The organism is Leisingera sp. SA32, from assembly GCF_056033425.1.
The window spans coordinates 327,176-351,360 of sequence record NZ_JBVYHB010000003.1 but is presented as its reverse complement, the minus strand read 5'-3'; the positions used below and the strand labels follow the sequence as shown (position 1 = coordinate 351,360).

Genomic DNA, 24,185 nt, shown 5'->3' with positions numbered 1-24,185 from the left:
AGCCGCCGTCGCCTTTTTGAACTGCCTGCCGCGCCGCGACAAGCGTGCGGTGCCCAGTGGCGGGCAGATCAGCGGATTTTCTCTTGTGGGTCAAACAGATGCCCCACTACGCCTACGCTGCCAAAACCCTGCTGGGACCGCCGCCGACGGGGCGAGATCAGAAATCGGTCGGCGCGCCGCCCTCGGTTTTGCGGCGGGTCACGAACTCTGCCAGCTCGTCGCGGATGGCCTCGTCCATTGGTGGCGGCTCAAAGCTGGCGATGATCTGTTGAAACAGACCATGCGCGCGCTCTGCGGTCCAGATTCCCCCCGCCTGCTCCCAGGCCTCGTAGTTGCGCCAGTCGCTCAAGATGGGTTGATAGAACGCCTCGGCGTAGCGGTCCTGGGTGTGTTGGATGCCAAAGAAATGGCCCTCGTGGCCGACATCGCGGATTGCCTCCAGTGCAATGTCCTGCGGTGTTGTGGCCGTCAGCTGGGGCTGCATGTAGCGCTGGATCTGCTGCAGGATCTCGCAATCCATGATGAATTTCTCGGGGCTGGCGATCAAGCCGCCCTCCAGCCAGCCAGCCGCATGGTAGACCATATTGGTCCCCGACTGCACCGCTGCCCACAGCGAATTGGAGGTCTCCCACACCGCCTGCCCGTCCGGCACATTGGCGGCGCAAGCCCCGGAGGACCGCAGCGGCATCCCGTAGAACCGCGCCATCTGCCCCGTCATCTGGGTCGCGCGCATGTATTCCGGGGTGCCAAAAGCCGGGGCACCGGATTTCATGTCGACGTTGGACGTGAACGTGCCGATCACACAGGGTGTGCCGGGGCGGACGTATTGAAACAGGGCGATCGCGCACAGGCTTTCAGCCAGCGACTGCGCCACTGCCCCTGCAAGGGTAACCGGCGCCATCGCCCCTGCCAGCGTGAAGGGCGACACCACGATCGCCTGGCCGCGCCGCGCCAGCCGCAGACAGCCGTCGATCATCGGGTGGTCATGCTTCAACGGCGAGGTGGAGTTGATATTGGTGTACATGTGCGGGCGCGCCTCGAACTCCTCGTGGCTGAGCCCGCCCGCGATGCGGACCATCTCCATCACGTCCTCGACCCGTTCCTTGCCCAGCGAATAGGCGTGCATCACCTTGTCGGTCAGCGTCAGCTTGTCATAGAGCACATCCAGGTGCCGGACCGAGGCGTGGATGTCCACCGGCTCCACCGGGTAGCCGCCCGCAAAGTGGATGCAGTTGAAATACTGGGTCAGCTTCAGCAGGTTGCGGCAATGGTCGCGGCTACCCGACACCTTGCGGTTCAACGCCATGTCCCAGTAGCTCGGCGGCGAGGAGACGTTGCCAAACAGGATATGATTGCCGCCAAGCGGGATCTTCCGATCCGGGTTGCGCGGTGTGATCGAGAACTGGCTCGGTGCCTTGGCCAGCATCTCCATCACGAAATCGCGGTCCATGCGCACCAGCTCGCCCTCGACCCGCATGCCCGCCTCGCGAAAGATCGCCAGCGCCTCGGGGTTCAGGAATTTCACGCCGATCTCTTCCAGGATCCGCATGGCGCCCTCGTGGATGGCCTGCACAGCCTCCGCGCTCAGCGGTTCGATTGGGGAATCGATGTTGACGGGGATCTGCCAGGGCATCTGCTCCAGCACCGCGCTGCCGCGACGCGCCGCAGCGCCGGCCCGGCCGCCTGCGCGCCGCCCGGTTGGCCGTCCCGCCGGGCGACCAGCTTGCCCAGTGCCTTGGCGCCTGTCGCCCCCATCGCCCGCCGCCGCGTCTGCCATAACAGCTTCCTTTCCGGGGCCCGGCCCCCTCTGCCGATAGCCCTACAGTGCCAGTCCCGGCACCCCCGACCAGTCCAATCCCGACACGTTCTGTCGTTTTTGCATCAGCGCGCGGCGGTTTCGGAGTTTTCTAGACATATCTGCCCAGTACCAGGCGCGCCACCGCGTTGCCTGACCCGGGATCAGCTCCAGGCATCGCGCCGCGCCGTCTCAGACGGTCAACGGATGTTCAGCGATCCAGCCAGTCCGGGATATGGCCGATGTGGGGCAGCACCACATCCGCATGCGGGACCAGCTCCTCGCGCGGGGCCATGCCGGTCAGCACCCCGATCCGCTGCATGCCCGCCGCCGCACCGGCCGCCAGGTCATGCAGGCTGTCGCCCACCATTGCGGTGCGCGCAGGCGCAGCCCCCGTGGCCGCGCAGAAGGCCAGCAGCGGCGCGGGGTCCGGCTTGGCCCCATGGCCGCTGTCGCAGCCCGCCACAAAGGCGAACCGGTCCAGCACCCCTGCGCGCTGCAGCTGGCTGATGGCCGAGACCTCGGCGTCGTTGGTCATCACCCCCAGCATCAGCCCGCGCGCACGCAGCCCATCCAGGAACTCCGCCAGTGGCACGGCCGGGGCCAGCTCGGCCGCGGCGGCGCTGTCCGCAAGGTAGGCAGCCAGCGCTTCCGCATCCATATCGTCGACAAACGGCGCCAGCACCTCGGCCACCTCGTCATTAGTGCCCGCGATCACCAGGCTGTCGGGGTTGAAGGCCTGTCGTTCCAGATCATAGCTGATCGCGCCCGCCATCATCCGCAGCCGCTCGGCGCTGGCGCCGGAGAGCCGGTCCAGCACCGTCGCAGCCCAACCGTTCCAGGTAGCGGCGAAATCGAACAGGGTTCCGTCCTTGTCGAACAAGAGGGCATCTACGGGCATTGTCGGTCCTTTACTGCTCTGCGCCGGATTCGCCCGCGAGCCTATCAGGTCCAGCTGACCTGCGCACCGCCCGGCAGCGCCATCCGCGCCAGCATCGGCGCCTCATAGGGCAGCCCGGCCCCATCACAGAACTGCATCACCCAGTTGTCGTCCATCGTTAAGAAATCGAGCACCGAGCCCAAGAACTCCGGCTCAGCCGCCCGCGCCCGAAGATCCGACTCGCTGGCGCCCGTGGCGCCCAGAAACACCGGCAGCAGCTCATCATTGCTGGCCAGCCACCCCAGCACCTTCAACGCCAGCGTCTCTGCCGCGTCAGCGGAAAACCGCATATTCTCCACTTTTGCCCCACTTTCACGCCGCATTGCGGCCAATTTAGTAAAAATACGAAAGGGTTTCTTAACCTGTCTCAGCAAAACTTCCAGACATAGGATTTGCAAGGGGCGAAAGGATACCGCGTGCAAGGTACGATCCTGGTCATTGACGGCGTCTCCACCAACCGCATCATGCTGAAGGTGCAGCTGGCGACCGCCTACTACGATGTTGTCCAGGCCGGCAGTGTCGCCGAAGTCCTGCCCGCCATCCGCCAGCATTGCCCTGATCTGGTGCTGTCCGCCATGACCCTGCCGGACGGCACCGCCGCCGACGTCAAGCGTGAGCTGGCTGGCGACGAAACCCTTGCCGACCTTCCGTTGATCGCCGTCAGCGACCGCGAAGGGCCGCAGGCCCGGCTGGCAGCATTGGCCAGCGGCATTGACGACGTGCTGCAACAACCGGTGAACGACGTGATCCTGCAGGCCCGCATCCGCAGCCTGCTGCGCAGCCGTTCCGCCTCTGAAGAGCTGAACCTGCAACGCGACGCCTCGCATGGCTTCATGCTGCCGCTCAGCGACCGCTGCAATGTCGAGGACCTGCGTCATGCAACGGTGGCCCTTGTGGCGCAGGACCCGCGTGCGGCGATGGCCTGGCGTGACCGGTTGGCGGGGCAGCTGCCCTACAGCCTGCGCACCCATGCGATCAGCGACATTCAGGGCTTGATGCAGGCCCCGGTGGCGGACGCCATCATCATCGAGCTGAACCAAACCTCCGCCGCCGCAGGTCTCCGGCTGCTGGCCGATCTGCGCGCCCGCGCCGCCACCCGCAAGTCGGTGGTGATCGCGGTGCCGACTCCCGCCGACGCCGAACTGGCCGCCGAGGCGCTGGACCGCGGTGCCCATGATGTGCTGCCAAACGGGTTCGACGTGGCGGAATTGGACCTGCGACTGGCCGCGCAATTGCAACAGAAAATTCGGCAGGACCGGATGCGCGACAGCGTCCGCAACGGGCTTCGCGCCGCCGTGCAGGATCCGATGACGGGCTTGCACAACCGCCGCTATGCGCGCCCGTTCCTGGACCGCACCGCCCAGTCCGCTGCCGCCAGCGGCGAGAAGTTTGCCGTGATGCTGGCCGATCTCGATCATTTCAAGCGGATCAACGATCTCTATGGCCACCCGGCCGGTGACGCGGTGCTGATCGAGGCCGCTCGCCGCATGCAGGCGGTGCTGCGCCCGGCAGATCTGCTGGCGCGCGTCGGCGGCGAAGAATTCATGGCCGTTCTGCCCGGCGCCGATGAGGCCGAAGCGGGACTGGCCGCCATCGCGCTGTGCAACGCGATCAACAGCACCCCGTTCGAGGTGCCCGGCGCTGCGCAACCGGTCCGGATTACCATCAGCATCGGCGCAGTGATGGGCGGCGGCGGCCAAGACATCAGCGCCACAACCCTGATCGAACAAGCCGACCAGGCGCTCTACAACGCCAAGAACGCGGGCCGTAACCAGGTTACACTGCCGCCGGGCTGCACTCAGGCCGCCTAACCCGAGCCCGCCTGACCCGCGTCAGCCAGGGCCCGCCCCACCGCGGCGCTGAGCTGCGCCATGAGCTTGAGATCCTGCGCCTCAAACGGCGCGCGGGGCTCGATGGCGGTAAAATTCACCGTTCCCCATGTCGCTCCGTCAATCACGACCGGAGCGCCGACATAGGTTTCCAGCTGAAACATGTCGTAACATGGGTGTCCGGAAATCTCCGAGGTTCCCGCCCGATGAAAGGCCACCGGCTCAGCGGCCTTGAGCGTGTGACTGCAATAGGTGTCTTCAAGCGCGAACTCGGTTCCGGTTTCGACCTCTGCTTCTTCCGAAACACAGTGCATGACAATGTAGCGGCCGTCCTTGACCATGCTCACCAACCCCGAAGCCGTCTGGAACCAGCTGTTCCCAAGGGCCAGCAGGTCCCTCAGCTTGTCCTTCGGATCGAGATCCTCTCTATCGGCGATGGCCTGCACGGCTTCCAAAGACGCCGAAGTGTTGTCATATGTGGGCACGTCTGCGCTCCTCCGGTTGGTTGAGTGGCGACGGAGCATCCCTCTCCGTACCGGCGGCCGCGCGGGCCGTTATATGATCCTTTCACAAGATTGGCGTAACTGGCAATAAAATTACCGCCACGGCGTGGCGCAAGCGCGCCGCTGACCGCGGGACCGGTCGGGACCGCGTCTGCCCCTCTCCGCACCGGCAGGTCGCATTGGTCGGCGGGCGGAGCCTTCCCGCGCAGCGGTTACCGCCGCTTGTCCGCGCCGCGGGTGATCCGCTCTTCCATGCGGTCAGCAAACGCCAGCCGCTGCGCGGGTGTCATTGCAGCCACCTTGCGCACCCAGGCCCGCTGCACCTTGAGGTGAAAGTCATGCCGCGCCTCGGACTGCTGTTGCAGCTCCGCCAACAGCGCGTCTGCGTCGAAACCTGTGCTGCGCAGCGCCGCGATCACCTGCTCGGCCTCGGCCTGGCGCCGCTGGGCATAACTGCCGTGCGCGCCGCTCGCGTCTTGCCGCAGCAGCTTGCGGGTGTCCCGGTCCAGCTCGCGGAAGAGCATCGCCCCGACCTCGGGCGGGCGCCGCCACTGCTTGTCCTTGCCAACATGACGCCAGGCCGAGCCCGCCGCCAGGCCGATCACCGCCAGGTTCAGCGCCAGCGATCCCGCCAACAACAGTTTCAACCAGCGGCGCATTCCGCTTGTGCCATCCGATCCCCGGCGGCTATCTCGTTCGCTCATTGCAAATCCTCGCTCAGCACCATGGCCATGTCGTAACTGTCAAATGGCATCGTCTCGCTATCTGCGTCCAACCCCGCCAGCGCCACCGGATCGGGCACAAAGGAGGGCGGCGCCAGCCCCAGCCACAGGCCGGTGGCGCTGGCCATCGCCAGCCCGCCAACCGCCGGCCAGCCGCCCAGCGCGTTCAACAGCTGCCGCCAACGGGCAGGCCTTTTGATCCGGTCGGCTTCGCCCGGCTGGCAGCCGGGCTGCTGCGCCGCCGCATCCGCCAGGATGGCCGCGCTCAGATGCGCGGGCAGTGCGGGGCGGGCACCGCGTGCAGCAGCGAACAGATTGTCCAGATCCGCCAGATCCGCCCGGTCATCGAGGCCGTCAGCCTGCGGCCCAGTCTTGTCCATGTCAGCCATCGTCATACCCCAATTCTTCGCGCCGCCCGGCCAATGCCCTCGCAAGCGCCCGTTTTCCGCGCGCGGTCAAACTTTCAACCGCCTCGACGGTGATGTCCATAATGGCGGCGATCTCCGGGTTGGAGAGTTCCTCCAGGTGCCGCAGGACCACTGCCTGCCGCTGTCGTTCCGGCAGCTGCATGAGCGCCGCCTGCAACGCATCCTGCCGCGCGCCCTCCTGCATCTGTTCCGCCGCAGAGCGCCCCGGGTCCGGAGGCTCCGGCACCGCATCCAGATCCACATAGCCACCGCGGGCGCGCCGCTTGCGGTCGATACAGAGGTTCATCGCCACGCGGTAAAGCCAGGTCGAGATCTGTGCCGTGCCGGGCTGCCAGTCCGGCGCCATCTTCCACAGCCGCAGCATCGCCTCCTGGGTGACGTCCTCGGCCTCGGCATGGCTGTTCATCACCCGCATCGCGACGCCGAACACCCGCGGTGCCAGGCGCGCGGTCAGCTCCGCCGCGGCCCGGCTGTCGCCGTTGGCATAGAGCCGTAGCAGCGCATCATCCGGGATTTCTCCCGCCGCCTCCGCCTTGCTCATGGCTGCCGGACCCCCGTATGGGGCCCGGCGCCGCAATATTTGCGCTTTATCCAGCACTGGTCAGAGATCAGTTTTGCTCCGTTTTGGCCCCATCTGCACCCGGCCCGCGACGATGCTTGCCGCCACGATGCTTCCGGGCTTCCTCGAATTCCGCCTTCGAGATGCCGCCGCTGTCGTCACTGTCCATGCGTTCGAACATCCGGCCGCCATGGCGCGGTTTGGGCAGCTCGTCTTCACTCAACCCGCCATCGCCGTTCTTGTCAAAGCGTTCCAGCATCCGCGTGGCGCGCTCGTTCGCGCTGGCCTGCGCCTGTGCCTGCAGCTCTTCCATCGACAGGACGCCATCCCCATCCGCATCCACCTTCGCAAAGCGGGCCTGCTTGTGGGCCTCCAGCTCGGCCTGGGTGACCTCGCCGCTGCCATCCGCATCAAGTTCCTCAAAGGACATCCTGGGCCCGTGATGATCGCCACCCTTGGCCAGAGCCGCGCCGGAGGCGGTGATGCAGGCGGCGGCGACGATCGCGGCGATGAACTTGCTGTGTTTCATGTCATCTCTTCCTTGTCCATTCGGCAGCTCCGTGCTGCCCGATGCCTAAAAGAAACGCGGCAGCATCGCCATTCCGTCGCGATCATTTGCATTTTCTTCACCACTGCGCAAAATCGACCCCGGGCCACCGCCCAACCGCGCGCGGCAACCGGCGCTCAGATTTCGCGATTGGCTGGCACGGCGCTTCGCGCTACCGTCCGCGCCAAGGCAAGAGCATCCCGCTGCCGTCCGGCAGAAAGAAAGCAGATACAGACATGACCGACCGCGACCATTCCGGCCTGACCACCACCGACAAGACCGCAATCCGAAATGCCGCTACGGTAATTGCTGTGCGCGAGCGCATGGGCACGGACCCGCAGGTGCTGATGGGCCAGCGCGGGGCCCAGGCCGCCTTCATGCCCAACAAGTTCGTCTTTCCCGGCGGTGCGGTCGATCCGGCAGATACCGACGTGCCGCTGGCCGCGCCGCTGCCGCCGCTGTGTCGCGCGCGGCTGAATGACCGTGTATCGGACGATGTGCAGCATGCGCTGGCCGTGGCCGCCGCACGCGAGCTGTGGGAGGAAACCGGTCTTATTCTGGGCGAGCCGGGCGACTGGCCGGGCCCTGTGCCGTCGGATTGGCAAAGCTTTGCCGCCACCGGTCATCTGCCCTCGGCGCGGGCCATGCAGTTCGTGTTTCGCGCCCTGACCCCGCCCGGTCGGCCGCGCCGGTTCGATGCGCGGTTCTTCCTTGTCGATGCGGATCAGATCTGCGGCGAACTGGATGATTTCTCGCGCGCTTCGGATGAGCTGTCGCACTTGCAATGGATCCCGCTTAGCAAGGTGCGCAGCTTTGATCTGCCCTTTATCACCGAGGTGGTTCTGGCCGAGGTCACCGCCCGCATCCGCGACGCGGAGCCACCCGGCAGCGTGCCGTTCTTTCAGAACCGGGACGAGGCGAGCCTGTTCCTGCGTCTCAAAGGCTATCCAATGCCGATGGAGGGCTAGGGTTTACCGAGGTCCCAGTCGCCCCTGTCGCCCCCCCCCGGTGCAGGTCATCGCTGTCAGATCGCCAGCATCAACGCCAGGATCGACAGCACCAGAAGTGCCATGCCCAACAACTCACGCCGGGTGACGGTTTCCCGGAAGAACAGCACCGACGCCAGCAGCGACAACAGCAGCTCCACTTGCCCCACCGCCTTGACATAGGCCGCGTTCTGCAAAGTGAAGGCCCAGAACCAGCAGTACGAGCCCGCCATGCTGGTCAGCCCAACCCAGACCGCCACCCGCCGCGCGGCCCAGACACGGGCGATCTCGCCCGGCTCGCGCAGGGCCAGCCAGGCGGCCATCAGCAGGGTCTGCAAGCTAACCACCGCCGCCAGCGTCACCGCGGCGCGAAAGGCAGGCTCCAAACCCGGCATCTGCAACGACGCGCCACGATAGCTGACGGCAGAAAAAGCAAACAGCACGCCCGAGCCCAGCCCCAGCAGCGCGGCGCGGTTGCTCAGGTGCCGCCACCAGGGGCCAGCAGCATTTGGCGCGCGTGACAGGACCAACACTGCGGTCAACCCGATCACGATCGCCACCCAGCCCCACAGGCTGACCGGGTCCCCCAGCACCAGCAGCCCGACAATGGCGGTCTGGATCAGCTCGGTATTCTTGAAGGTAATGCCGACCGCGAAATTGCGCTGTTTGAACAAGGCCACCACGCAGACCGTCGCCAGGATCTGCGCCGTGCCGCCGATGGTGGCAAACAGCCAGAACCGCGCCCCCAAAGCAGGCAGAGCTGCGCCGCTGATCGCGAGATAGGTCGCCAGCCCGGCCAGGATGAAGGGCGCCGAATAGACAAAGCGCGCAAACGTGGCACCGCCCGGCGACAGGGTGACGCTGCTGAGCACTTTCTGCAGCATGAACCGCACCGCCTGAAACGCAGCGGCAGCAATCGAGACGGGTATCCAGGCAATCATGCACCCGCTTATGCGGGATTATCCCTGCTGCCGCCAGAGCGGATGCGGCACCGGATCCTTGGTGCGCAGCAGGAAGCTGCGGAACACCTGCGCGTAGCTGCGGTAGACATAGCCGCCATTGGCCCGCAGGAAACGCCGCCGCTGCGCATGGTAGAGCCGTGGCAGCGCATACCAAGGCACGCCGGGGTGCTGATGGTGCACCAGGTGCAGATTGTTGTTCAGGAACAGAAAGGCCAGCGGTCCGCGGTCCTCGATCAGCACGCAGCGGCCCGGCACGGTTTCATGGGCGCGGTGCTCCAGAAAGGTGCGAATCTTCAGCAGCGCAAGACCCAGATAGGCGCCCAGCACCGCCTGCCACAACGGCGCGGGCGAGACCCAGACCAGCCCCAGCACCATGGTCAGGCCGACCCCGTGCAACAGCCAATCACGCAGCACACCCGGCTGGCCGGCCCGGATCAGCCGCCACTCGGCCGCCATGAAGCTGGCCTGGCCCAGCAGCGGCCCGATCAGCATCCGACCAAGCAACGTGTTGTTGGCCCGCAGCAGCTGCCGCCGCCAGCCGGGCAGCCCGGCCCAGACCTGCGGATCCTGAAAACTGCTTTCCGGGTCGTCATAGGGGTCGGTCAGCCGCTCGTCCTGGTGGTACGCCAGATGGGTATCGCGAAAGCGGCCATAGGGCACCGCGAGGCTCAGCGGTAGAAACACCAGCGCTTCGTTCAGCCAGCGGCGGCGGAACGGGTGGCCGTGCAACGCCTCATGGCTCAGCGACGAATGCAGCGTTGCCAGCCCGCCCAGCGCCAGCACTGCCACCGTGGGGCTGGCGCCAGACAACAGCCACAACACCGCCAACCAGCCGACGTAACAGCCCAGGATCAGCGCCAGCGTGCCCCACTCCACCCCGCGCGGCAGATGGCCACTTTCGCCCCCAGTGACAGGATCAATGCAGCTGTTCCGGCCCGGCTCAATCATCGGAGCGGCCCCACGTCACCCGTGCCCAGGCGCGCTCGTAGATCAGATAGGCAGCAATGCCGATGCCGGTATTCAGCAACGCCAGGCCACCGCCCTGCCGCAGGGAGCCAGTGACCGCCAGCCCAGCCAGCGTCATCACCGCCAGCCCGATACCGTTCCACAGCAGCGCTTTCACCACCGACCGCCTGCGCGTTTCCATACAACCTCCTGCACCTCCGCCTCATGTAGCGGAGGTCAGGGTACCGCACGGGTTGCATGTGCAGAATTCCGAATACAGTTAACAAAATTCAGCGTCCGTGATAATATAAAACGGATGTCGGATATTCTTGACAAACGCATGCGTGCCACCCAGTTCCGCCAGCGACTGGCCAAGGCGCTGCGGGACAGCGGCCTCAGCCAAAGCGCGCTGGCCCGCGCCACCGGGGTGGACCGCTCCACCATCTCGCAACTGCTGACCGATGCCGGTGCGCGGCTGCCTAATGCCCATGTGGTGGGCGCCTGCGCAGCGGCGCTGGGGGTTTCTGCCGACTGGCTGCTCAGCCTGTCGGACCGCCCCGAAAGCGCGGCAGAGCTGCTGGCGTCAAGCCTCAGCCTGTCGGAGGCCCCGCGCGCGCTGGTGGATGAGCGGATCTTCGCATGGCACCAAGAGGCGATCGGCTACAAGATCCGCCACGTGCCTGCCGCCTTGCCCGATATGTTGAAGACCCGCGCCCTGCTGGAATGGGAATACGCCCCGCATCTGGGCCGCACCGCCGATCAGGCGATTGGTGCCTCCGAGGACCGGCTGACCTGGATGCGGCAGTCGCCCTCGGATTATGAGATCGCCATGCCGCTATATGAGCTGGACAGCTTTGCGCATGGGGTCGGCTATTACGAAGGCCTGCCGCTGGCGGTGCGGCTGGAGCAGCTGGCCAAGTTCGAACGCCTGTGCGAACAACTATACCCCCGGCTGCGGATCTATCTGTTTGACGCCAAGCGATTGTACTCTTCGCCGATCACCATTTTCGGACCGCTCTTGTGCGTGTTCTACGCCGGTACGCACTATCTGGCCTTTCGCGACCGCGAGCGGGTCGCCACCTTTACCAGCCATTTCGACAATCTGGTGCGGGAGGCGGATATCACGGCGCGGCAGCTGCCGGGACGGCTGCGGGCGTTGCGGGCGGCGATCTCCTAGGATTTACCGCCCGGCCCTGCCGCCGGGGCGGCAAACTGCTAAGCTCCCTGTTACACTTTCGGGTCCGGGTTCTCCGTGTGGCCATCGACGGCAATCACCTGCCCCGACACCAGCCGCGCCGCATCGGACCCGAGAAACACGGCCATATTGGCAATGTCGCGCGCCTCGACAAAGCGCCCCATCGAGGTGCCCGCCGCATAGCCTGCGTAGACCTGATCGCGGCTCATGCCCTTGGCCGCGGCCTCGCGTGCCAGCACGCCTTCCATGCGCGGCCCTTCCACCGCGCCGGGGCAGATCGCATTGGCGCGGATGCCAAAGGGGCCGAGTTCCATCGCCAGGGTTTTCATCAAACCGATCACCGCCCATTTTGCCGCCGCATAGGGCGCGCGGTTGGGGTAGCCATAGATCCCCGCGGTAGATGAGGTCAGCACGATGGACCCTGCTCCCGCGGCCTTCATCAGCGGAGCGGCGTATTTCGCGGCCAGAAACGCCCCTTCCAGATTAATGCTGACACAGGCGCGCCAGTCGGCAAGCGCGATGTCCTCCACCCGCGCGGTTGGCCCGGCGATACCGGCGTTGGCGCAGAGCACATCCAACCCACCCCATTCGGCCGCGATTTCGGCAAACAGCGCCTGCATGCTGGCCTCGTCGGCGGCATCTGCCACGGTGCCCCGCCAGCCCGTCGGCAATTCCGCAAGGCTGGCCGCGTTTATGTCCGTGACCCAGACCTGATGCCCGGCGGCGGCAAACCCCTCGGCCATCGCCCGGCCAATGCCGGACCCGCCAGCGGAGATCAGTACCCGGCTCATGCCCTCCGGCCTCATCTCGGGGCGCCAATCGCACGGCCCAGCCCGTCAGGCGCCGGCAGCGCCGCATGCGCCTCAGCCAACCGCACCAGATTCGCCTCGATGTGCGGCGCCGGCGGGGCGGAACGGCGGGTTTTGAGATCCACATGCAGCAGCATATGCTCGCCCGTCGCCAGCAGGCGGTCGCCGGAGTACATCTCATGCCAGAGGTGCATCTTCTTACCTTGCCCAAGGATGACGCGGGTCTTTACCTCTATCGGATCACCTGCATGCACCTCGTCGAGGTGGCGAATGTGGGTCTCGGCAGTAAAATAGCTGCCGCCACTGGCGATGTAGTCAGCATCGCAGCCGATGATCTCCATCAGCCGGTCAGTGGATTGCGCAAAAGCGTCCAGATAACGGCTCTCGGTCATGTGGCCATTGTAGTCGGTCCAATCCAGCGGCACCACGCGGCTTTGGGTCAGGATCGGCTGGGCGAGGTCGGCGACCTCGTCCATGTTGCGCGCAAGCCCCGCCGCGCCCATGCGGGCGGTGTCATGGGCGTTTTGCAACGCCCCCGCGCCCCAGTTATTGGCACCCAGTGCGCGCATCATGCCAACCAGGTTGTCGTCGCGGATGCGCTCCAGCTCGCGGATCGAGTACTGACCTGACTGCGCGTCGGACTGGCCTGCAATCAGCTCCACCAATTCGTCGTTATACTCGGGCACATCCATCAGCTTGGTCCAGGGCCAGCTGAGGCAGGGGCCGAACTGCGCCAGGAAATGCTTCATCCCCGCTTCGCCTCCGGCCACGCGGTAGGTCTCGAACAGCCCCATCTGCGCCCAGCGGATGCCAAAGCCGTAGCGGATGGCATTGTCGATCTCCTCGGTGGTGGCGATGCCGTCCTTGACCAGCCACAGCGCCTCGCGCCACACCGCCTCGAGGAAGCGATCTGCCACATGGGCGTCGATCTCTTTCTTCAGGTGCAGCGGGTACATGCCGATGCCGGTGATGATCTCCTTGGCGGCGGCGATCACCTCGGGCGAGTTGGCGTCGGTGGTGACCACCTCGACCAGCGGCATCAGGTAGACCGGATTGAACGGATGCGCGACCACGATCTGCGCGGCGTTTGTGAACCCCTCCTGTAACTGCGACGGCTTGTAGCCCGAAGTGGAGGAGCCGATCACCGCACCCTGCCCGACGTGCTGTTGCAGCTCGCCGTAGACGTTCTGCTTCAGCTCCAGCCGTTCCGGCACGCTCTCCTGCACCCAGTCCGCACCCTCGACAGCCTCGGCGATGGTGGCGTGCCAGCTCAGCTGCCCCTCGGCGGGCAACGCCACATTGCCCAGGCCGGGCAGCGAGCGGCGCGCGTTGTCCAGCACCGCGCCGATCTTGCGCTCCGCCTCCGGATCAGGGTCGAACACCCGTACATCCCAGCCATTGAGCAGGAACCGCGCGGCCCAGCCGCCGCCGATGACCCCGCCGCCGATGATTGCTGCCGTTTTCGTCATTCACCTAGGTCCTCATTTCTGGGGCACCATTTTCAGAGCCCTGATGTCATAGCCATTGTCGCGCAGCACCGATTTTGCCTCGGCCAGTTGGTCTGCGCTGATTTCGGGGGATCGGGCCAGAATCCAGCCTTGCTTGCCCGATGGGGTGCCAACCACGGCCACCTGGTAATCCGCGTCCACGTCCAGCACCCAGTAATCCCCCCAGGTAAACGGCAGAAACCGCAACCAGGAGACAAAGTTCACCTCCAGCATGCCCGGCGCGATAACGCGCGCGACGCCTTCGGCGCTTTCCGCGGGGCCATCCGGCGCCCCTTTGCGGCAGGTGTTCACAACCTTGATGCGCCCATCGGGCAAGGAGCTGTATTCCGCCGTGACGCCTTCGCAGCCCTTCTCAAAGCTGTTGGGAAATCGGGCAATTTCGTACCAGCTGCCAAGATAGCGCGAGAGATCCAGCCTGGTGTCTACCTGCATTGGCACATCGGTATCGCGATACCCGTCCGCCAGAGCGGCCGTCGACAAGCCGAGAACGGCAAAAGGAACAGCAAGAACGGCGCGGATCATTGGGTGGGTCATTGTATTGGTCTCCGGTGGCAAGACGTCAGGGTTGGAAGTGGCTCCAACGTGCAACGCCTGCCACCGGCACAAGTTCCGCCTACTTCGCCACCGGTGCGCGCTTCACCAGACCCAGTTTCTCGCGCACCTCATCCGGGCCGATCACCCGCGCGCCCATGTTGGTCACGATATCCGCGGCGCGCTCCACCAGCTGCCAGTTCTGGGCCAGCTCGCCCTTGCCCAGCCACAGGTTGTCCTCCAGTCCGACCCGCACATTTCCGCCCGCCAGCACCGACGCCGCGACATAGGCCATCTGGTTGCGCCCCAGCGCAAAGGCCGAGAAGGTCCAGTCGTCCGGCACGTTGTTGACCATCGCCATAAAGGTGTTCAGATCATCCGGCGCGCCCCAGGGCACCCCCATGCACAGCTGCACCAGCGCGTTGGGTTCCAGCACGCCTTCCTTGACCAGTTGTTTGGCGAACCACAGGTGGCCGGTGTCAAAGGCCTCAATCTCCGGCTTCACGCCCAGATCCGTCATCATCTGCCCCATGGCGCGCAGCATGCCGGGCGTGTTGGTCATCACGTAATCAGCCTCGGCAAAGTTCATGGTGCCGCAGTCCAGCGTGCAGATCTCCGGCAGGCAGTCGGCCACATGGGCGACGCGCTCGGTCGCGCCCACCATGTCGGTGCCAGAGGTTTGCAACGGCAGCGGGTTTTCGGTGTCGCCAAACACCATGTCGCCACCCATGCCCGCCGTCAGGTTCAGCACCACGTCCACCTCCGCATCGCGGATGCGGTCGGTCACTTCGCGGTACAACCCCAGATCGCGCGAGGGCACGCCGGTCTCTGGGTCGCGCACGTGGCAATGCACGATGGCCGCCCCGGCCTTGGCCGCGGCAATCGCCGACTCGGCGATCTCCTTGGGTGAGCGCGGCACATGCGGGCTGCGGTCCTGGGTGCTGCCCGAGCCGGTCACGGCACAGGTGATGAAGACCTCGCGGTTCATTTCCAGCGGCATTTTTCTTCTCCCGTCGATGTACAGGGTTTTGCCTAGGGTTATCCCCAGGCTCCTCCCCAGATTCCGATTTGCGCTGAGAGCCACTGTGCCGCAGCCTCGTGCAGCACAGTTTACACCAGGCGAATCGAAGTTGATGAAATCCGCAAAAAACATCCTGCAACCGGAGCACAGGCCGCTGAAAACCGCGGTTCTGGTGCTGGACGAATGCAACACGCTGTCCTTTGCGGCTGCGGTCGATCCGATGCGCGCGGCCAACCGGCTGGCGGGCCGGGCCGCCTTTGACTGGGATTACATCAGCGCGACCAACGAACCGCCGATGCTGACCAGCGGGCTGACCGTGCCCTCGGTTCCGCTGGCGCGGCTGCAGGACTGCGAGCTTTTGATCGTGGTGGCGGGCTTTCAGCTGGCGCGCCACGCAACGCCCAGCCTTCTGGCGGGGCTGCGCCGCATCGCCGCTACCGGCGCCACGGTTGCCGGTATCGACGGCGGCCCCTGGCTCTTGGCCGAAGCGGGTCTGCTGGACGGCCACCCGGCCACCACCCACTGGGAAGACCTCGAGAACTTTGCGGCCCGCTTTCCGGATGTCGAGGCCCGCACCGACCGCTTCACGGTCTCCGAGGCACGGATGACCTCCGGCGGCGCCACCCCCGCGATCGAGATGATGCTGCACATCATCGGCGCGCGCCACGGGGCGGGTTTTGCATCGCGCGTGGCCGGTCTGTTCCTTTACGATGGTCCCGCTGCCGAGCCGCGGCCGCAGAGCCGTCTGGGCGGCCACAAGCACAGCGCCCTGACCGCGCGCGCCAATGCGCTGATGGAGGCGGCACTGGACGACCCTCTGCCGCTCAGCGCCATTGCCGAGACGCTGGGCACCAGCCCCCGCAGCCTTCAGCAGCAATTCCGTCTGCGCCTGAACACCACGCCGCAAGACCATTACCTGCAACTGCGCCTGGCCGAGGCCCGCCGCCTCGTCACCGACACCAACCTGCCGCTGATGGAGGTGGCGATGGCCACCGGCTTTGCCTCTCAGTCGAGTTTTGCCCGCGCCTTCCGCACCGCCCATGGCACCTCGGCCCGCGATCTGCGCCAGGAACAGGAGCAGGAACGCCCCACCGCGCACTGAGCTGCACGGTGGGCCTGTCGGCGGGACCGCGGGTCAAGGGCCGCGGCAGCGGCGGTGCGCAGCACCGTTCACCCTTGACGCGCAGCTCTTCAATACACTCGCAAAGGCGCTTCAGGGCAGACCTGCCCCTGAAGCGCCTCTCAGCGCCCCCTTCGCGCTGCGCCAGCAGCGCCGGGCCCAACCGGCCCAGGGCATGTCAATGCCCGCCGACCGGGCGGGAGCGCCCCTCCCCCTCCGGCCGCTCCGGCCCGCCTGCCTCAATACGGCATCGGATGGGCGCGATGCGCGGCGCTGATGTCTTCCAGCACCTGCGGGCTCAGCTCCAGGTCCACCGATTTCAGCGCATGCTCCAGCTGCGACAGTCGGGTGGCGCCAAAGATCGCCGAGGCCATGAACGGCCGGGTGCGACACCAGGCCAGCGCCATATGCACCGGGTCCAACCCGTGCCGCGCTGCGATCTCCAGATAGGCATCCACCGCCGCATAGACCCGCGGCGTATCGCGCCCGCCCAGATCCGTATTGATGGTCTTGCGCGACCCCTCGGGCAGCCCGCCCTCCTGGTACTTGCCGGTCAGCAGGCCCGTCGCCAGCGGCGAAAACGCCAGCAGGCCCACGTCTTCGTTCACGCTCAGCTCCGCCAGATCGGTGTCATAGAGACGGCACAGCAGCGAATATTCGTTCTGGATCGAGGCCACCCGCGGCCAGCCCATTTCCTCCGACAGGCGCAGCCATTGCGCGGTGCCCCAGGCGCTCTCGTTGGACAGGCCAAAGGCGCGGATGGTGCCGCGGTCGACCTCCTGCTGCAACGCGTGCAGGCAGTCTTCCATATTGGCCAGCGTTTCGGCCCGGTCCTGATGCGACGGGTCATAGTCCCAGTTCTTGCGGAACATGTAGCTGCCCCGGTTGGGCCAGTGAAACTGATAGAGGTCGATGTAGTCGGTCTTCAACCGCTTCAGCGAGGCCTCGATGGTGGGGGCGATGGTCGCCGCCGAGATCGGCGCGCCGCCGCGGGCATGCTGCATCCCCTCGCCGGAATGCTTGGTGGCCAGGATATATTCGGCCCGTCGCCCGCTGGCCGCGTTCCAGTTGCCGATGATGCGTTCGCTGTCACCGATGGTGTCAGCGCTGATCGGATTGACCGGATACATTTCGGCGGTGTCCAGAAAGTTGACGCCCTGGGCCAGCGCCATGTCGATCTGCGCATGCGCTTCGGCCTCCGGTGTCTGGGTGCCAAAGGTCATGGTGCCCAGGCACAGCTCGGACACCATGATGCCGGTACGTCCCAACGGGTTCATTTTCATATCTCGCGTCCTCTGTTCCGGATTTGTGCGCGACCTTAGGCCGATGCCGCAAAAGTGCAAGTCACTTGCGCCCTTGCGACAAACCGGCCAGCCTGCAGGCCAAACAAGCAGGAGGAATCCCGATGCCGCAAACCATTACCAAGGGCGTCAAGACGTTGCTGGCCGAGGCCAATGAGACGGTCGCCACCCTGTCGGTCGAGGAGGCCAAGCAGAAGTACCACGACGACTCCTATGTTTTTGTCGATCTGCGCGATATCCGCGAGTTGCAGCGCGGCGGCATGATCCCCGGCGCGTTTTCCTGCCCGCGCGGCATGCTGGAGTTCTGGATCGACCCCGACAGCCCCTATCACAAGCCGGTCTTCAACCAGGACAAGACCTATGTGTTCTACTGCGCCAGCGCCTGGCGCTCCGCCCTCAGCGCGCGCACCGCGATGGAAATGGGCCTGTCGCCGGTGCTGCATCTGGCAGGCGGCTTCAGCGAGTGGGTCAAACAGAACGGCCCGGTTGTGCCGCGCGACGGCTGACAGGAGCATGGCAGCTGGCAAGTTGAGAACAAAAGAAGAACATGTTATGATGCCCTCATGCCTAATCACCTGCTCAGCCGCCACCGCCACAAGCCTCGTCCTGCCCTGCCTGTGATGGCGGGAATCGCGCTTGAACACGGCCGCCTGCACGAGGCCTGCGGCCCGGCCCGGCACCGGTTTGCGCTGTGGCTGACAGCCGCGGCGGCACCGGGGGCCGTGCTGTGGTTGCCCGCCCCCCACGGCGGCCACCAACTGAACCCCGACGGTTTGGCAGATCTTGCCAGCCCCGCCCGCCTGCTGTTCGTGCAGACCAGCCGCAGCGAGGACCAGCTTTGGGTGATGGAGGAAAGCCTGCGCAGCGGCGCCGTGGCACTGGCAGTGGCCGAGGTGAACGAGCTCCCCGGCATGACCGCCGTGCGCAGGCTGCACCTGGCCGCCGAAAACGGTGGCCACCGCGATGGCGGTACAGGCGCCGCCCCCCTGGGCCTGCTGCTCAGCCCCGGTGAGGGCGGTGCCCAAGGCATCGAAAGCCGCTGGCACCTGGCGCCTGCCCATCACCTCACCGCTGCATCTCCTTCACCCGCCCCCCAGCCACGGCCCCCCACACCGCAAAAGGCCGCCCCGCCTGCCCCCCCGACCGGGGCCGCCGCGGCAGACCCGGCCACCGGTGCCCGGTCCCGTCTTCACAGCTGCTGGCACCTACAGCGCCTGCGCGCCCGGACCCTGCCGCCCCGTCAGTGGCACATCATCCAGGCAGGCCGCAACGCCCCGCTGATCCCGCATCCCCCCTCCATGGCGACTGCTGCCAGCAGCCTCTCCGGGCTGCGCAGCCCCTGTGCAACGGCACCCTTTGGCCCACCACAAACAGAATGCAATGGCGTCCCGGCACCTGGTCCCTGCCAGATCCGCGGGTCCGCACAGCAACCAGAACCGGCATGAGCCACCAAGCGCCTGCGCGTTGCACAGAGCCCTCCCGCTGCTGGACGCACCGCTGGCTGCGCCAGCACCACCTCGCAGCATTGGACCCGGCACCGGGCAAAGCCCGGTGCCGGGTCCAACAGACGGCGGCTTTGCCAAAAGTCGCTGTCTGGCGGGAGGACCGCCCGCGCAAATGTGACCGCGGCGCAGCATTCAGGCTGCTACAGTGATGGAACCCGGAACCGGCCCCCTCGCCCACCAGCCCACGCCACCCCCGCGCCGCGACACGCCAGAACGGAGAGCAGAATGGTTTCTTGCCGGATCGGACGCCGCAGCTTGATGCGCGCCTCAGGCGCCGCTTTTCTGTTTCCGCAGGCGCTGTTTGCGGCGCCGCACACCTACCGGCTGCTGCCACAGGCCAGCCACGTACGATTCACCTTTCTCCTCGCCGGCCTGCCGCAGTGGGGAAGGATGCCAATCCGTGACGCCCGGATCCGAATCGACCTTGCGGATCTGCGTCGCAGCCAGGTCGACATCCGCCTTGACGCCACCGGCGCCAGCACCGGGCTGGCCGCTGCAACCGAGGCGCTGCGCGGGCCAGCCATTCTCAACAGCGTCCGCTTTCCTGACATCCGCTACCGCGCCCGGCACTTCCAACCCGGCCCCGGCACCGCAACTGAGATGACAGCACGAATCCTGGGCGATCTGACCCTGCGGCAGTCCACCCGACCGCTGACGCTGCATGCAATCCTGCGGGCGCCTGTCGGCTCCGCACCGCGCAACATGGCAACACTGGCAGGGCTGGACGTGTCCCTGCGCGGCCAGATCAGCCGCGCCGCCTTTGGCGCCGACGGCTACCGCGAGCTGGTCGCCGACCCGGTTTCGCTGACCATTCTGGCCCGTCTGCGCCGGATCGACTGATCTTGCACACGCCCCACTGACAAAGAGCAGAAATGCGACTCCAGATGGCGGATTCCGGCTGGCATTCCCGACGCAGCCTGTCATGGTCGGGCCATTATGCGCCTAATCATCTCCTTTGCCGCCCTGTTCCTTTCCGTCATTCTGCTGCAGCTCTCCACCGGCGGCGTCGGACCGCTGGATGCCATCTCCGGACTGACACTGAACTTCACCAAGGAACAGATCGGCCTGCTGGGATCGGCGCATTTTGTCGGCTTCTTCATCGGCTGCTGGTGGGCGCCGCGGCTGATGGGCAACGTCGGCCACTCCCGCGCCTTCGCCGCCTGCACCGCTCTGGGGGCGATCGGCCTCATAGGGCATACGCTGACCGAAAGCCCCTATCTCTGGGCGCTGATGCGGGTCGCCTCCGGGCTGTGCGTGGCCGGTGCTTATACGGTGATCGAGGCCTGGCTGAACGCCAAGGTCACCAATGAGACCCGCGGACGCGCGATGGGCACCTACCGCATCGTCGACATGGGTGCCTCGCTGGCAGCGCAGCTGATCATCGCGGTGCTGCCGCCGGCCAATTATGTGTCTTACAACCTGCTGGCGGTGCTGTGCTGCGCGGCGCTGATCCCGCTGACCCTGACCAAGGCAAGCCAGCCCGAAACCCCCAGCGCCCCGCGGCTGCGCCCCGGCCTGGCCTGGCGCTGCTCGCCGCTAGCGGTGGCAGGGGTGATCGTGGCCGCGCTCAGCTCTGCCTCCTTTCGGATGGTCGGGCCGGTCTATGGCCAGGAGGTTGGTCTGGAGGTTGGCCAGATCGCCTTCTTCCTGGCGGCGTTTGTGCTGGGCGGCGCACTGGCGCAATATCCGATGGGCTGGCTGGCCGACAAATACGACCGCCGCTGGGTGCTGATCTGGCTGTCGGCAGCCGCCATCGTCAGCTGCGGCGTGACGATGGCCGCCAGCGACACCGGCACCGTCGGGGTCATGCTGGCGGCGGTGTTTTTCGGCTTCACCACCTTCCCGATCTTCTCGGTTTCAGCCGCCCACGCGCATGACTTCGCCACCGCCAGCGAGCGGGTCGAACTGGCGGCGGCGCTGATGTTCTTCTTCGCGCTGGGGGCGATTGCCAGTCCATATGTCTCCTCAGCATTGATCGGAGCCTATGGGCCGCCGGCGCTGTTTGCCTATGTGGCCTGCGGTCATGTGTTGCTGATCCTGTTCGGGCTCAGCCGCATGAAGGTACGCCCGACGCCAGAGGAGCGCACACCCTATGTCTATGCGCCGCGCACCTCTTTCACCATCGGACGGCTGCTGAAGCGGGCGCGCCAGCGGCGCTGACCGGCACCGCCGCGCCCCTATTTGCAAGGAAAACCACCACCGGGGTTTTCGCGGTGCCCGCCATGCGCTAGACGGGCGCCTGACACTTTACCTGGATGGACGGCATGGCACGCATTCTGATTACTTCGGCGCTTCCCTACATCAATGGGATCAAGCATCTGGGCAACCTCGTGGGCAGCCAGCTGCCCGCGGATCTTTACGCCCGCTACAACCGCGGCCGCGGCCATGAGGTGCTGTTCCTCTGCGCCACCGACGAACACGGCACCCCGGCGGAGCTGGCCGCCGCCAAGGCCGACAAACCGGTGGCGGACTACTGCGCCGAGATGCACGAGGTGCAGACCGGCATCGCCAACAGCTTCGGCCTGTCGTTTGACCACTACGGACGTTCCTCCAGCCCGCAGAACCACGCGCTGACCCAGCATTTCGCGGGCAAGCTGGAAGAGGCCGGTCTGATCACCGAAGTGTCGGAAAAGCAGGTTTATTCCAACGCTGACGGCCGCTTCCTGCCCGACCGCTATATCGAAGGCACCTGCCCCAACTGCGGCTTCGAGAAGGCCCGCGGCGACCAGTGCGAGGAATGCACCAAGCAGCTGGACCCGACCGATCTCATCAACCCGCGCTCGGCAATTTCCGGCTCCACCGATCTGGAGGTGCGCGAAACCAAGCATCTGTTCCTGCGCCAATCCGCCATGCGCGAGCAGCTGGACCAGTGGATCGACAGCAAGGCCGATTGGCCGGTGCTGACCACCTCGATCGCCAAGAAGTGGCTGCATGACGGCGACGGGTTGCAGGACCGCGGCATCACCCGCGATCTGGACTGGGGCGTGCCGGTCAAGAAAGGCGATGCCGACTGGCCGGGCATGGAGGGCAAGGTTTTCTATGTCTGGTTCGACGCGCCGATCGAATATATCGCCGCGGCGGGCGAATGGGCCGAGGCCAACGGCAAAGCGGACGCCGACTGGCAGCGCTGGTGGCGCACCGACAAGGGCGCCGATGACGTCAAATATGTTCAGTTCATGGGCAAGGACAACGTCCCCTTCCACACCCTGAGCTTCCCGGCGACCATTCTGGGCTCGGGCGAGCCGTGGAAGATGGTCGATCACCTGAAGTCCTTCAACTACCTCAACTATGACGGCGGCCAGTTTTCGACCAGCCAGGGTCGGGGTGTGTTCATGGATCAGGCGCTGGAAATCCTGCCCGCTGACTACTGGCGCTGGTGGCTGCTGAGCCACGCGCCCGAAAGCAGCGATTCTGAGTTCACCTGGGAGAATTTCCAGCAGTGGGTCAACAAGGATCTGGCGGATGTTCTGGGCAATTTTGTCAGCCGCATCACCAAGTTCTGCCGCTCCAAGTTCGGTGAGGAAGTCCCCGCCGCCGGGGAGTACGGCGAGCAGGAACAGGCACTGATCGCAGAGCTGACCACCCGCATCCGCGCCTATGAGGGCCATATGGAGGCGATGGAGGTGCGAAAATCAGCGCAGGAGCTGCGTGCGATCTGGGTGGCAGGCAATGAATACCTGCAATCCGCCGCGCCCTGGTCAGTGTTCAAGACCGATCCCGACCGCGCCGCCGCGCAGGTGCGTCTGGGTCTGAACCTGATCCGGCTGTATGCAGTGCTGTCCGCCCCGTTCATTCCGCACGCCACCGAGACGCTGATGGCGGCGCTGAACAGCGATGATCGCAGCTGGCCCGACGATGTGGCCGCCGCCCTCTCGGCGCTGCCCGCAGGCCACGGCTTCACCGTGCCGGAGGTGCTGTTTGCCAAGATCACTGACGAGCAGCGCGAGGCGTGGCAGGAGCGGTTCAAAGGCACCCGCAGCTGATCCGGCAGCCTGCCCAGCCAACCAACAGACATGCAAAGGCCGCTCACCGGGCGGCCTTTTTCTATTGGCTACAGAGTGATCGTATCGCCTTCTTCTGGCAGTAACAGCTGCCAGCCGGGCGACCGCCTGCGGTGTTCGGCCAGCAGCACCTCCGGGCCTTCGCGGTAGAAATCGTATGTGGAATGATGCACCGGCAACACCGCGGCAGGGGCAATGCGGTCGGCGAAGTCTGCGGCGCGGACACCATCCATGGTCAGCAGCCCCAGCGCCCCCGCTCCGCCGACGGCGCCGATGTGCGGGATGAAAAGATCCGCGCTCTTTTGTCCAGCCAGGGCCTGCGCCACGGGATCGGCATAGAAACTGTCGCCGCCCCAATAGATCCGGTGGGTGTATCCGTTGCTGGCCACATCAATCAAGTAGCCATTGCCCAGCCCCAGCATGGCAGAGACGTCGGGGTTCAGCGAATGCACGGCCGGCACCGCAGTCAGCGTCACCCGGCCCCGCGGCGCGATAAACTGTCGCGAGGCCCCATGCGCCAGGGGCTGGGCCGCAAAACCCTTGTCATTCAGACCTGCCGCGTCATGTTCTGGCGCCACCATCGGCAGGCTGCGATCCAGCCAGTCCTGGGCCTTCTGGTCAAAATGGTCCTTATGGGCATGGCTGAGCAACACCACATCATAGGTATCCTGCCCAAGCCCCGGAAACGGCGTCAGCCGGGCATGGGGCTTCACGCGCGGCCCTGTTGCCAGGTCGAACATTTCATTCGGGTCACCCATCAGAAAGGCCTCCGGCCCTTCGCCCAGGCAGGGATCCGCCAGAATGCGCAGACCCGCAGCCTCAATTTCAAGCATGGAACTACCCAGCCAGCGCACGCGGGGCGTCTCCATGCCCGCCCGCGCCGTTGCTGGTACCAACCCCGCCGCCATACCGGCGCCGGCAAGTTTCAGAAAATCACGCTTTTTCATCGGCCTCTCCATTTGCAATGCCCAAGGTCTA

26 protein-coding genes are annotated in these 24,185 nt (G+C 65.9%); 9 read left to right on the top strand and 17 right to left on the bottom strand.

Going from position 1 to position 24,185, the window contains the following annotated elements; translation table 11 throughout:
• Positions 1–157: 157 nt before the first annotated feature.
• The 3 genes from AC0IPL_RS06835 to AC0IPL_RS06825 form a co-directional block, all read right to left on the bottom strand.
• Positions 158–1,777 (bottom strand): trimethylamine methyltransferase family protein, encoded by a 1,620-nt coding sequence (locus tag AC0IPL_RS06835; protein WP_474273043.1) that lies wholly within the window; start codon positions 1,775–1,777, stop codon positions 158–160.
• A 229-nt stretch (positions 1,778–2,006) separates the two neighbouring features.
• Entirely contained in the window at positions 2,007–2,696 is a 690-nt protein-coding gene (locus AC0IPL_RS06830; protein ID WP_474273042.1) for an HAD family hydrolase, read from the bottom strand.
• 44 nt (positions 2,697–2,740) lie between these two features.
• Positions 2,741–3,025 carry a DUF3572 domain-containing protein gene (locus tag AC0IPL_RS06825; RefSeq protein ID WP_474273040.1) on the bottom strand — a complete coding sequence of 95 codons (285 nt, stop codon included), beginning with the start codon at positions 3,023–3,025 and terminating at the stop codon, positions 2,741–2,743.
• 126 nt (positions 3,026–3,151) lie between these two features.
• Between AC0IPL_RS06825 and AC0IPL_RS06820 the strand changes: the two genes are divergently transcribed.
• A complete protein-coding gene (locus AC0IPL_RS06820; RefSeq protein WP_474273038.1) occupies positions 3,152–4,546 on the top strand; it encodes a diguanylate cyclase domain-containing protein in 1,395 nt (464 codons plus the stop codon).
• Here the strand turns inward: AC0IPL_RS06820 and AC0IPL_RS06815 are convergent.
• From AC0IPL_RS06815 to AC0IPL_RS06795, 5 genes are all read right to left on the bottom strand, one after another.
• Positions 4,543–5,049 (bottom strand): GAF domain-containing protein, encoded by a 507-nt coding sequence (locus AC0IPL_RS06815; RefSeq protein ID WP_474273037.1) that lies wholly within the window; start codon positions 5,047–5,049, stop codon positions 4,543–4,545. The genes AC0IPL_RS06820 and AC0IPL_RS06815 overlap by 4 nt on opposite strands.
• A 230-nt stretch (positions 5,050–5,279) precedes the next feature.
• Entirely contained in the window at positions 5,280–5,771 is a 492-nt protein-coding gene (locus AC0IPL_RS06810; protein WP_474273035.1) for a periplasmic heavy metal sensor, read from the bottom strand.
• Complete coding sequence (locus tag AC0IPL_RS06805; protein ID WP_474273033.1) at positions 5,768–6,184, bottom strand: hypothetical protein; 417 nt, start codon at positions 6,182–6,184, stop codon at positions 5,768–5,770. The genes AC0IPL_RS06810 and AC0IPL_RS06805 overlap by 4 nt, the downstream gene beginning before the upstream one ends.
• Positions 6,171–6,758 carry an RNA polymerase sigma factor gene (locus AC0IPL_RS06800; protein WP_474273032.1) on the bottom strand — a complete coding sequence of 196 codons (588 nt, stop codon included), beginning with the start codon at positions 6,756–6,758 and terminating at the stop codon, positions 6,171–6,173. The genes AC0IPL_RS06805 and AC0IPL_RS06800 overlap by 14 nt, the downstream gene beginning before the upstream one ends.
• Before the next feature lie 67 nt (positions 6,759–6,825).
• The gene (locus AC0IPL_RS06795) at positions 6,826–7,305 is read right to left on the bottom strand and encodes an EF-hand domain-containing protein (protein WP_474273031.1); all 480 of its coding nucleotides are present in this window, start codon (positions 7,303–7,305) and stop codon (positions 6,826–6,828) included.
• Positions 7,306–7,559: 254 nt separating this feature from the next.
• Here AC0IPL_RS06795 and AC0IPL_RS06790 point away from each other — a divergent pair, with 254 nt between their 5' ends.
• Positions 7,560–8,291, top strand: coding sequence for an NUDIX hydrolase (locus AC0IPL_RS06790; RefSeq protein ID WP_474273030.1), 732 nt, complete (start codon positions 7,560–7,562; stop codon positions 8,289–8,291).
• A 56-nt stretch (positions 8,292–8,347) separates the two neighbouring features.
• On the opposite strand, the gene AC0IPL_RS06785 is transcribed toward AC0IPL_RS06790, so the two are convergent.
• Genes AC0IPL_RS06785 through AC0IPL_RS06775 form a run of 3 tightly spaced genes read right to left on the bottom strand, consistent with a single transcriptional unit; the run spans position 8,348 to position 10,418 of the window.
• Positions 8,348–9,250, bottom strand: coding sequence for an EamA family transporter (locus AC0IPL_RS06785; RefSeq protein WP_474273028.1), 903 nt, complete (start codon positions 9,248–9,250; stop codon positions 8,348–8,350).
• A gap of 18 nt (positions 9,251–9,268) precedes the next feature.
• Positions 9,269–10,219: a fatty acid desaturase gene (locus AC0IPL_RS06780; RefSeq protein ID WP_474273026.1), complete on the bottom strand. Its 951-nt coding sequence runs from the start codon at positions 10,217–10,219 to the stop codon at positions 9,269–9,271.
• Positions 10,212–10,418, bottom strand: coding sequence for a DUF2061 domain-containing protein (locus AC0IPL_RS06775; protein ID WP_474273025.1), 207 nt, complete (start codon positions 10,416–10,418; stop codon positions 10,212–10,214). The genes AC0IPL_RS06780 and AC0IPL_RS06775 overlap by 8 nt, the downstream gene beginning before the upstream one ends.
• 114 nt (positions 10,419–10,532) lie before the next feature.
• Here AC0IPL_RS06775 and AC0IPL_RS06770 point away from each other — a divergent pair, with 114 nt between their 5' ends.
• Positions 10,533–11,393, top strand: coding sequence for a helix-turn-helix domain-containing protein (locus AC0IPL_RS06770; RefSeq protein ID WP_474273024.1), 861 nt, complete (start codon positions 10,533–10,535; stop codon positions 11,391–11,393).
• Positions 11,394–11,443: 50 nt separating this feature from the next.
• On the opposite strand, the gene AC0IPL_RS06765 is transcribed toward AC0IPL_RS06770, so the two are convergent.
• The 4 genes from AC0IPL_RS06765 to bcoG form a co-directional block, all read right to left on the bottom strand.
• Positions 11,444–12,202, bottom strand: coding sequence for an SDR family oxidoreductase (locus AC0IPL_RS06765; RefSeq protein ID WP_474273023.1), 759 nt, complete (start codon positions 12,200–12,202; stop codon positions 11,444–11,446).
• Positions 12,203–12,213: 11 nt separating this feature from the next.
• A complete protein-coding gene (locus AC0IPL_RS06760) occupies positions 12,214–13,689 on the bottom strand; it encodes a carnitine 3-dehydrogenase (protein ID WP_474273022.1) in 1,476 nt (491 codons plus the stop codon).
• A 12-nt stretch (positions 13,690–13,701) separates the two neighbouring features.
• The gene (locus AC0IPL_RS06755; protein ID WP_474273021.1) at positions 13,702–14,262 is read right to left on the bottom strand and encodes a lipocalin family protein; all 561 of its coding nucleotides are present in this window, start codon (positions 14,260–14,262) and stop codon (positions 13,702–13,704) included.
• A 79-nt stretch (positions 14,263–14,341) separates the two neighbouring features.
• On the bottom strand, positions 14,342–15,259 hold the full coding sequence (gene bcoG / locus AC0IPL_RS06750) for a 3-dehydrocarnitine:acetyl-CoA trimethylamine transferase BcoG (protein WP_474273020.1): 918 nt from the start codon (positions 15,257–15,259) through the stop codon (positions 14,342–14,344).
• A gap of 133 nt (positions 15,260–15,392) precedes the next feature.
• Here bcoG and AC0IPL_RS06745 point away from each other — a divergent pair, with 133 nt between their 5' ends.
• The gene (locus AC0IPL_RS06745) at positions 15,393–16,382 is read left to right on the top strand and encodes a GlxA family transcriptional regulator (protein WP_474273018.1); all 990 of its coding nucleotides are present in this window, start codon (positions 15,393–15,395) and stop codon (positions 16,380–16,382) included.
• 257 nt (positions 16,383–16,639) lie between these two features.
• Here AC0IPL_RS06745 and AC0IPL_RS06740 read toward each other — a convergent pair whose 3' ends face one another.
• Positions 16,640–17,683 (bottom strand): aldo/keto reductase, encoded by a 1,044-nt coding sequence (locus AC0IPL_RS06740; protein WP_474273017.1) that lies wholly within the window; start codon positions 17,681–17,683, stop codon positions 16,640–16,642.
• A gap of 122 nt (positions 17,684–17,805) precedes the next feature.
• On the opposite strand from AC0IPL_RS06740, the gene AC0IPL_RS06735 reads away from it, so the two are divergent.
• The 5 genes from AC0IPL_RS06735 to metG all read left to right on the top strand — a co-directional run bounded on the left by AC0IPL_RS06735 (position 17,806) and on the right by metG (position 23,189).
• Complete coding sequence (locus AC0IPL_RS06735) at positions 17,806–18,207, top strand: rhodanese-like domain-containing protein (RefSeq protein WP_474273014.1); 402 nt, start codon at positions 17,806–17,808, stop codon at positions 18,205–18,207.
• Between the two features lie 57 nt (positions 18,208–18,264).
• Positions 18,265–19,146, top strand: coding sequence for a hypothetical protein (locus AC0IPL_RS06730; protein ID WP_474273012.1), 882 nt, complete (start codon positions 18,265–18,267; stop codon positions 19,144–19,146).
• Between the two features lie 285 nt (positions 19,147–19,431).
• Complete coding sequence (locus tag AC0IPL_RS06725; protein WP_474273010.1) at positions 19,432–20,046, top strand: YceI family protein; 615 nt, start codon at positions 19,432–19,434, stop codon at positions 20,044–20,046.
• A 96-nt stretch (positions 20,047–20,142) separates the two neighbouring features.
• The gene (locus AC0IPL_RS06720) at positions 20,143–21,366 is read left to right on the top strand and encodes an MFS transporter (protein WP_474273009.1); all 1,224 of its coding nucleotides are present in this window, start codon (positions 20,143–20,145) and stop codon (positions 21,364–21,366) included.
• A gap of 104 nt (positions 21,367–21,470) precedes the next feature.
• Positions 21,471–23,189: a methionine--tRNA ligase gene (metG, locus tag AC0IPL_RS06715; protein ID WP_474273008.1), complete on the top strand. Its 1,719-nt coding sequence runs from the start codon at positions 21,471–21,473 to the stop codon at positions 23,187–23,189.
• 68 nt (positions 23,190–23,257) lie between these two features.
• Here metG and AC0IPL_RS06710 read toward each other — a convergent pair whose 3' ends face one another.
• Entirely contained in the window at positions 23,258–24,154 is an 897-nt protein-coding gene (locus AC0IPL_RS06710; protein WP_474273006.1) for an MBL fold metallo-hydrolase, read from the bottom strand.
• Between the last annotated feature and the right edge of the window lie 31 nt (positions 24,155–24,185).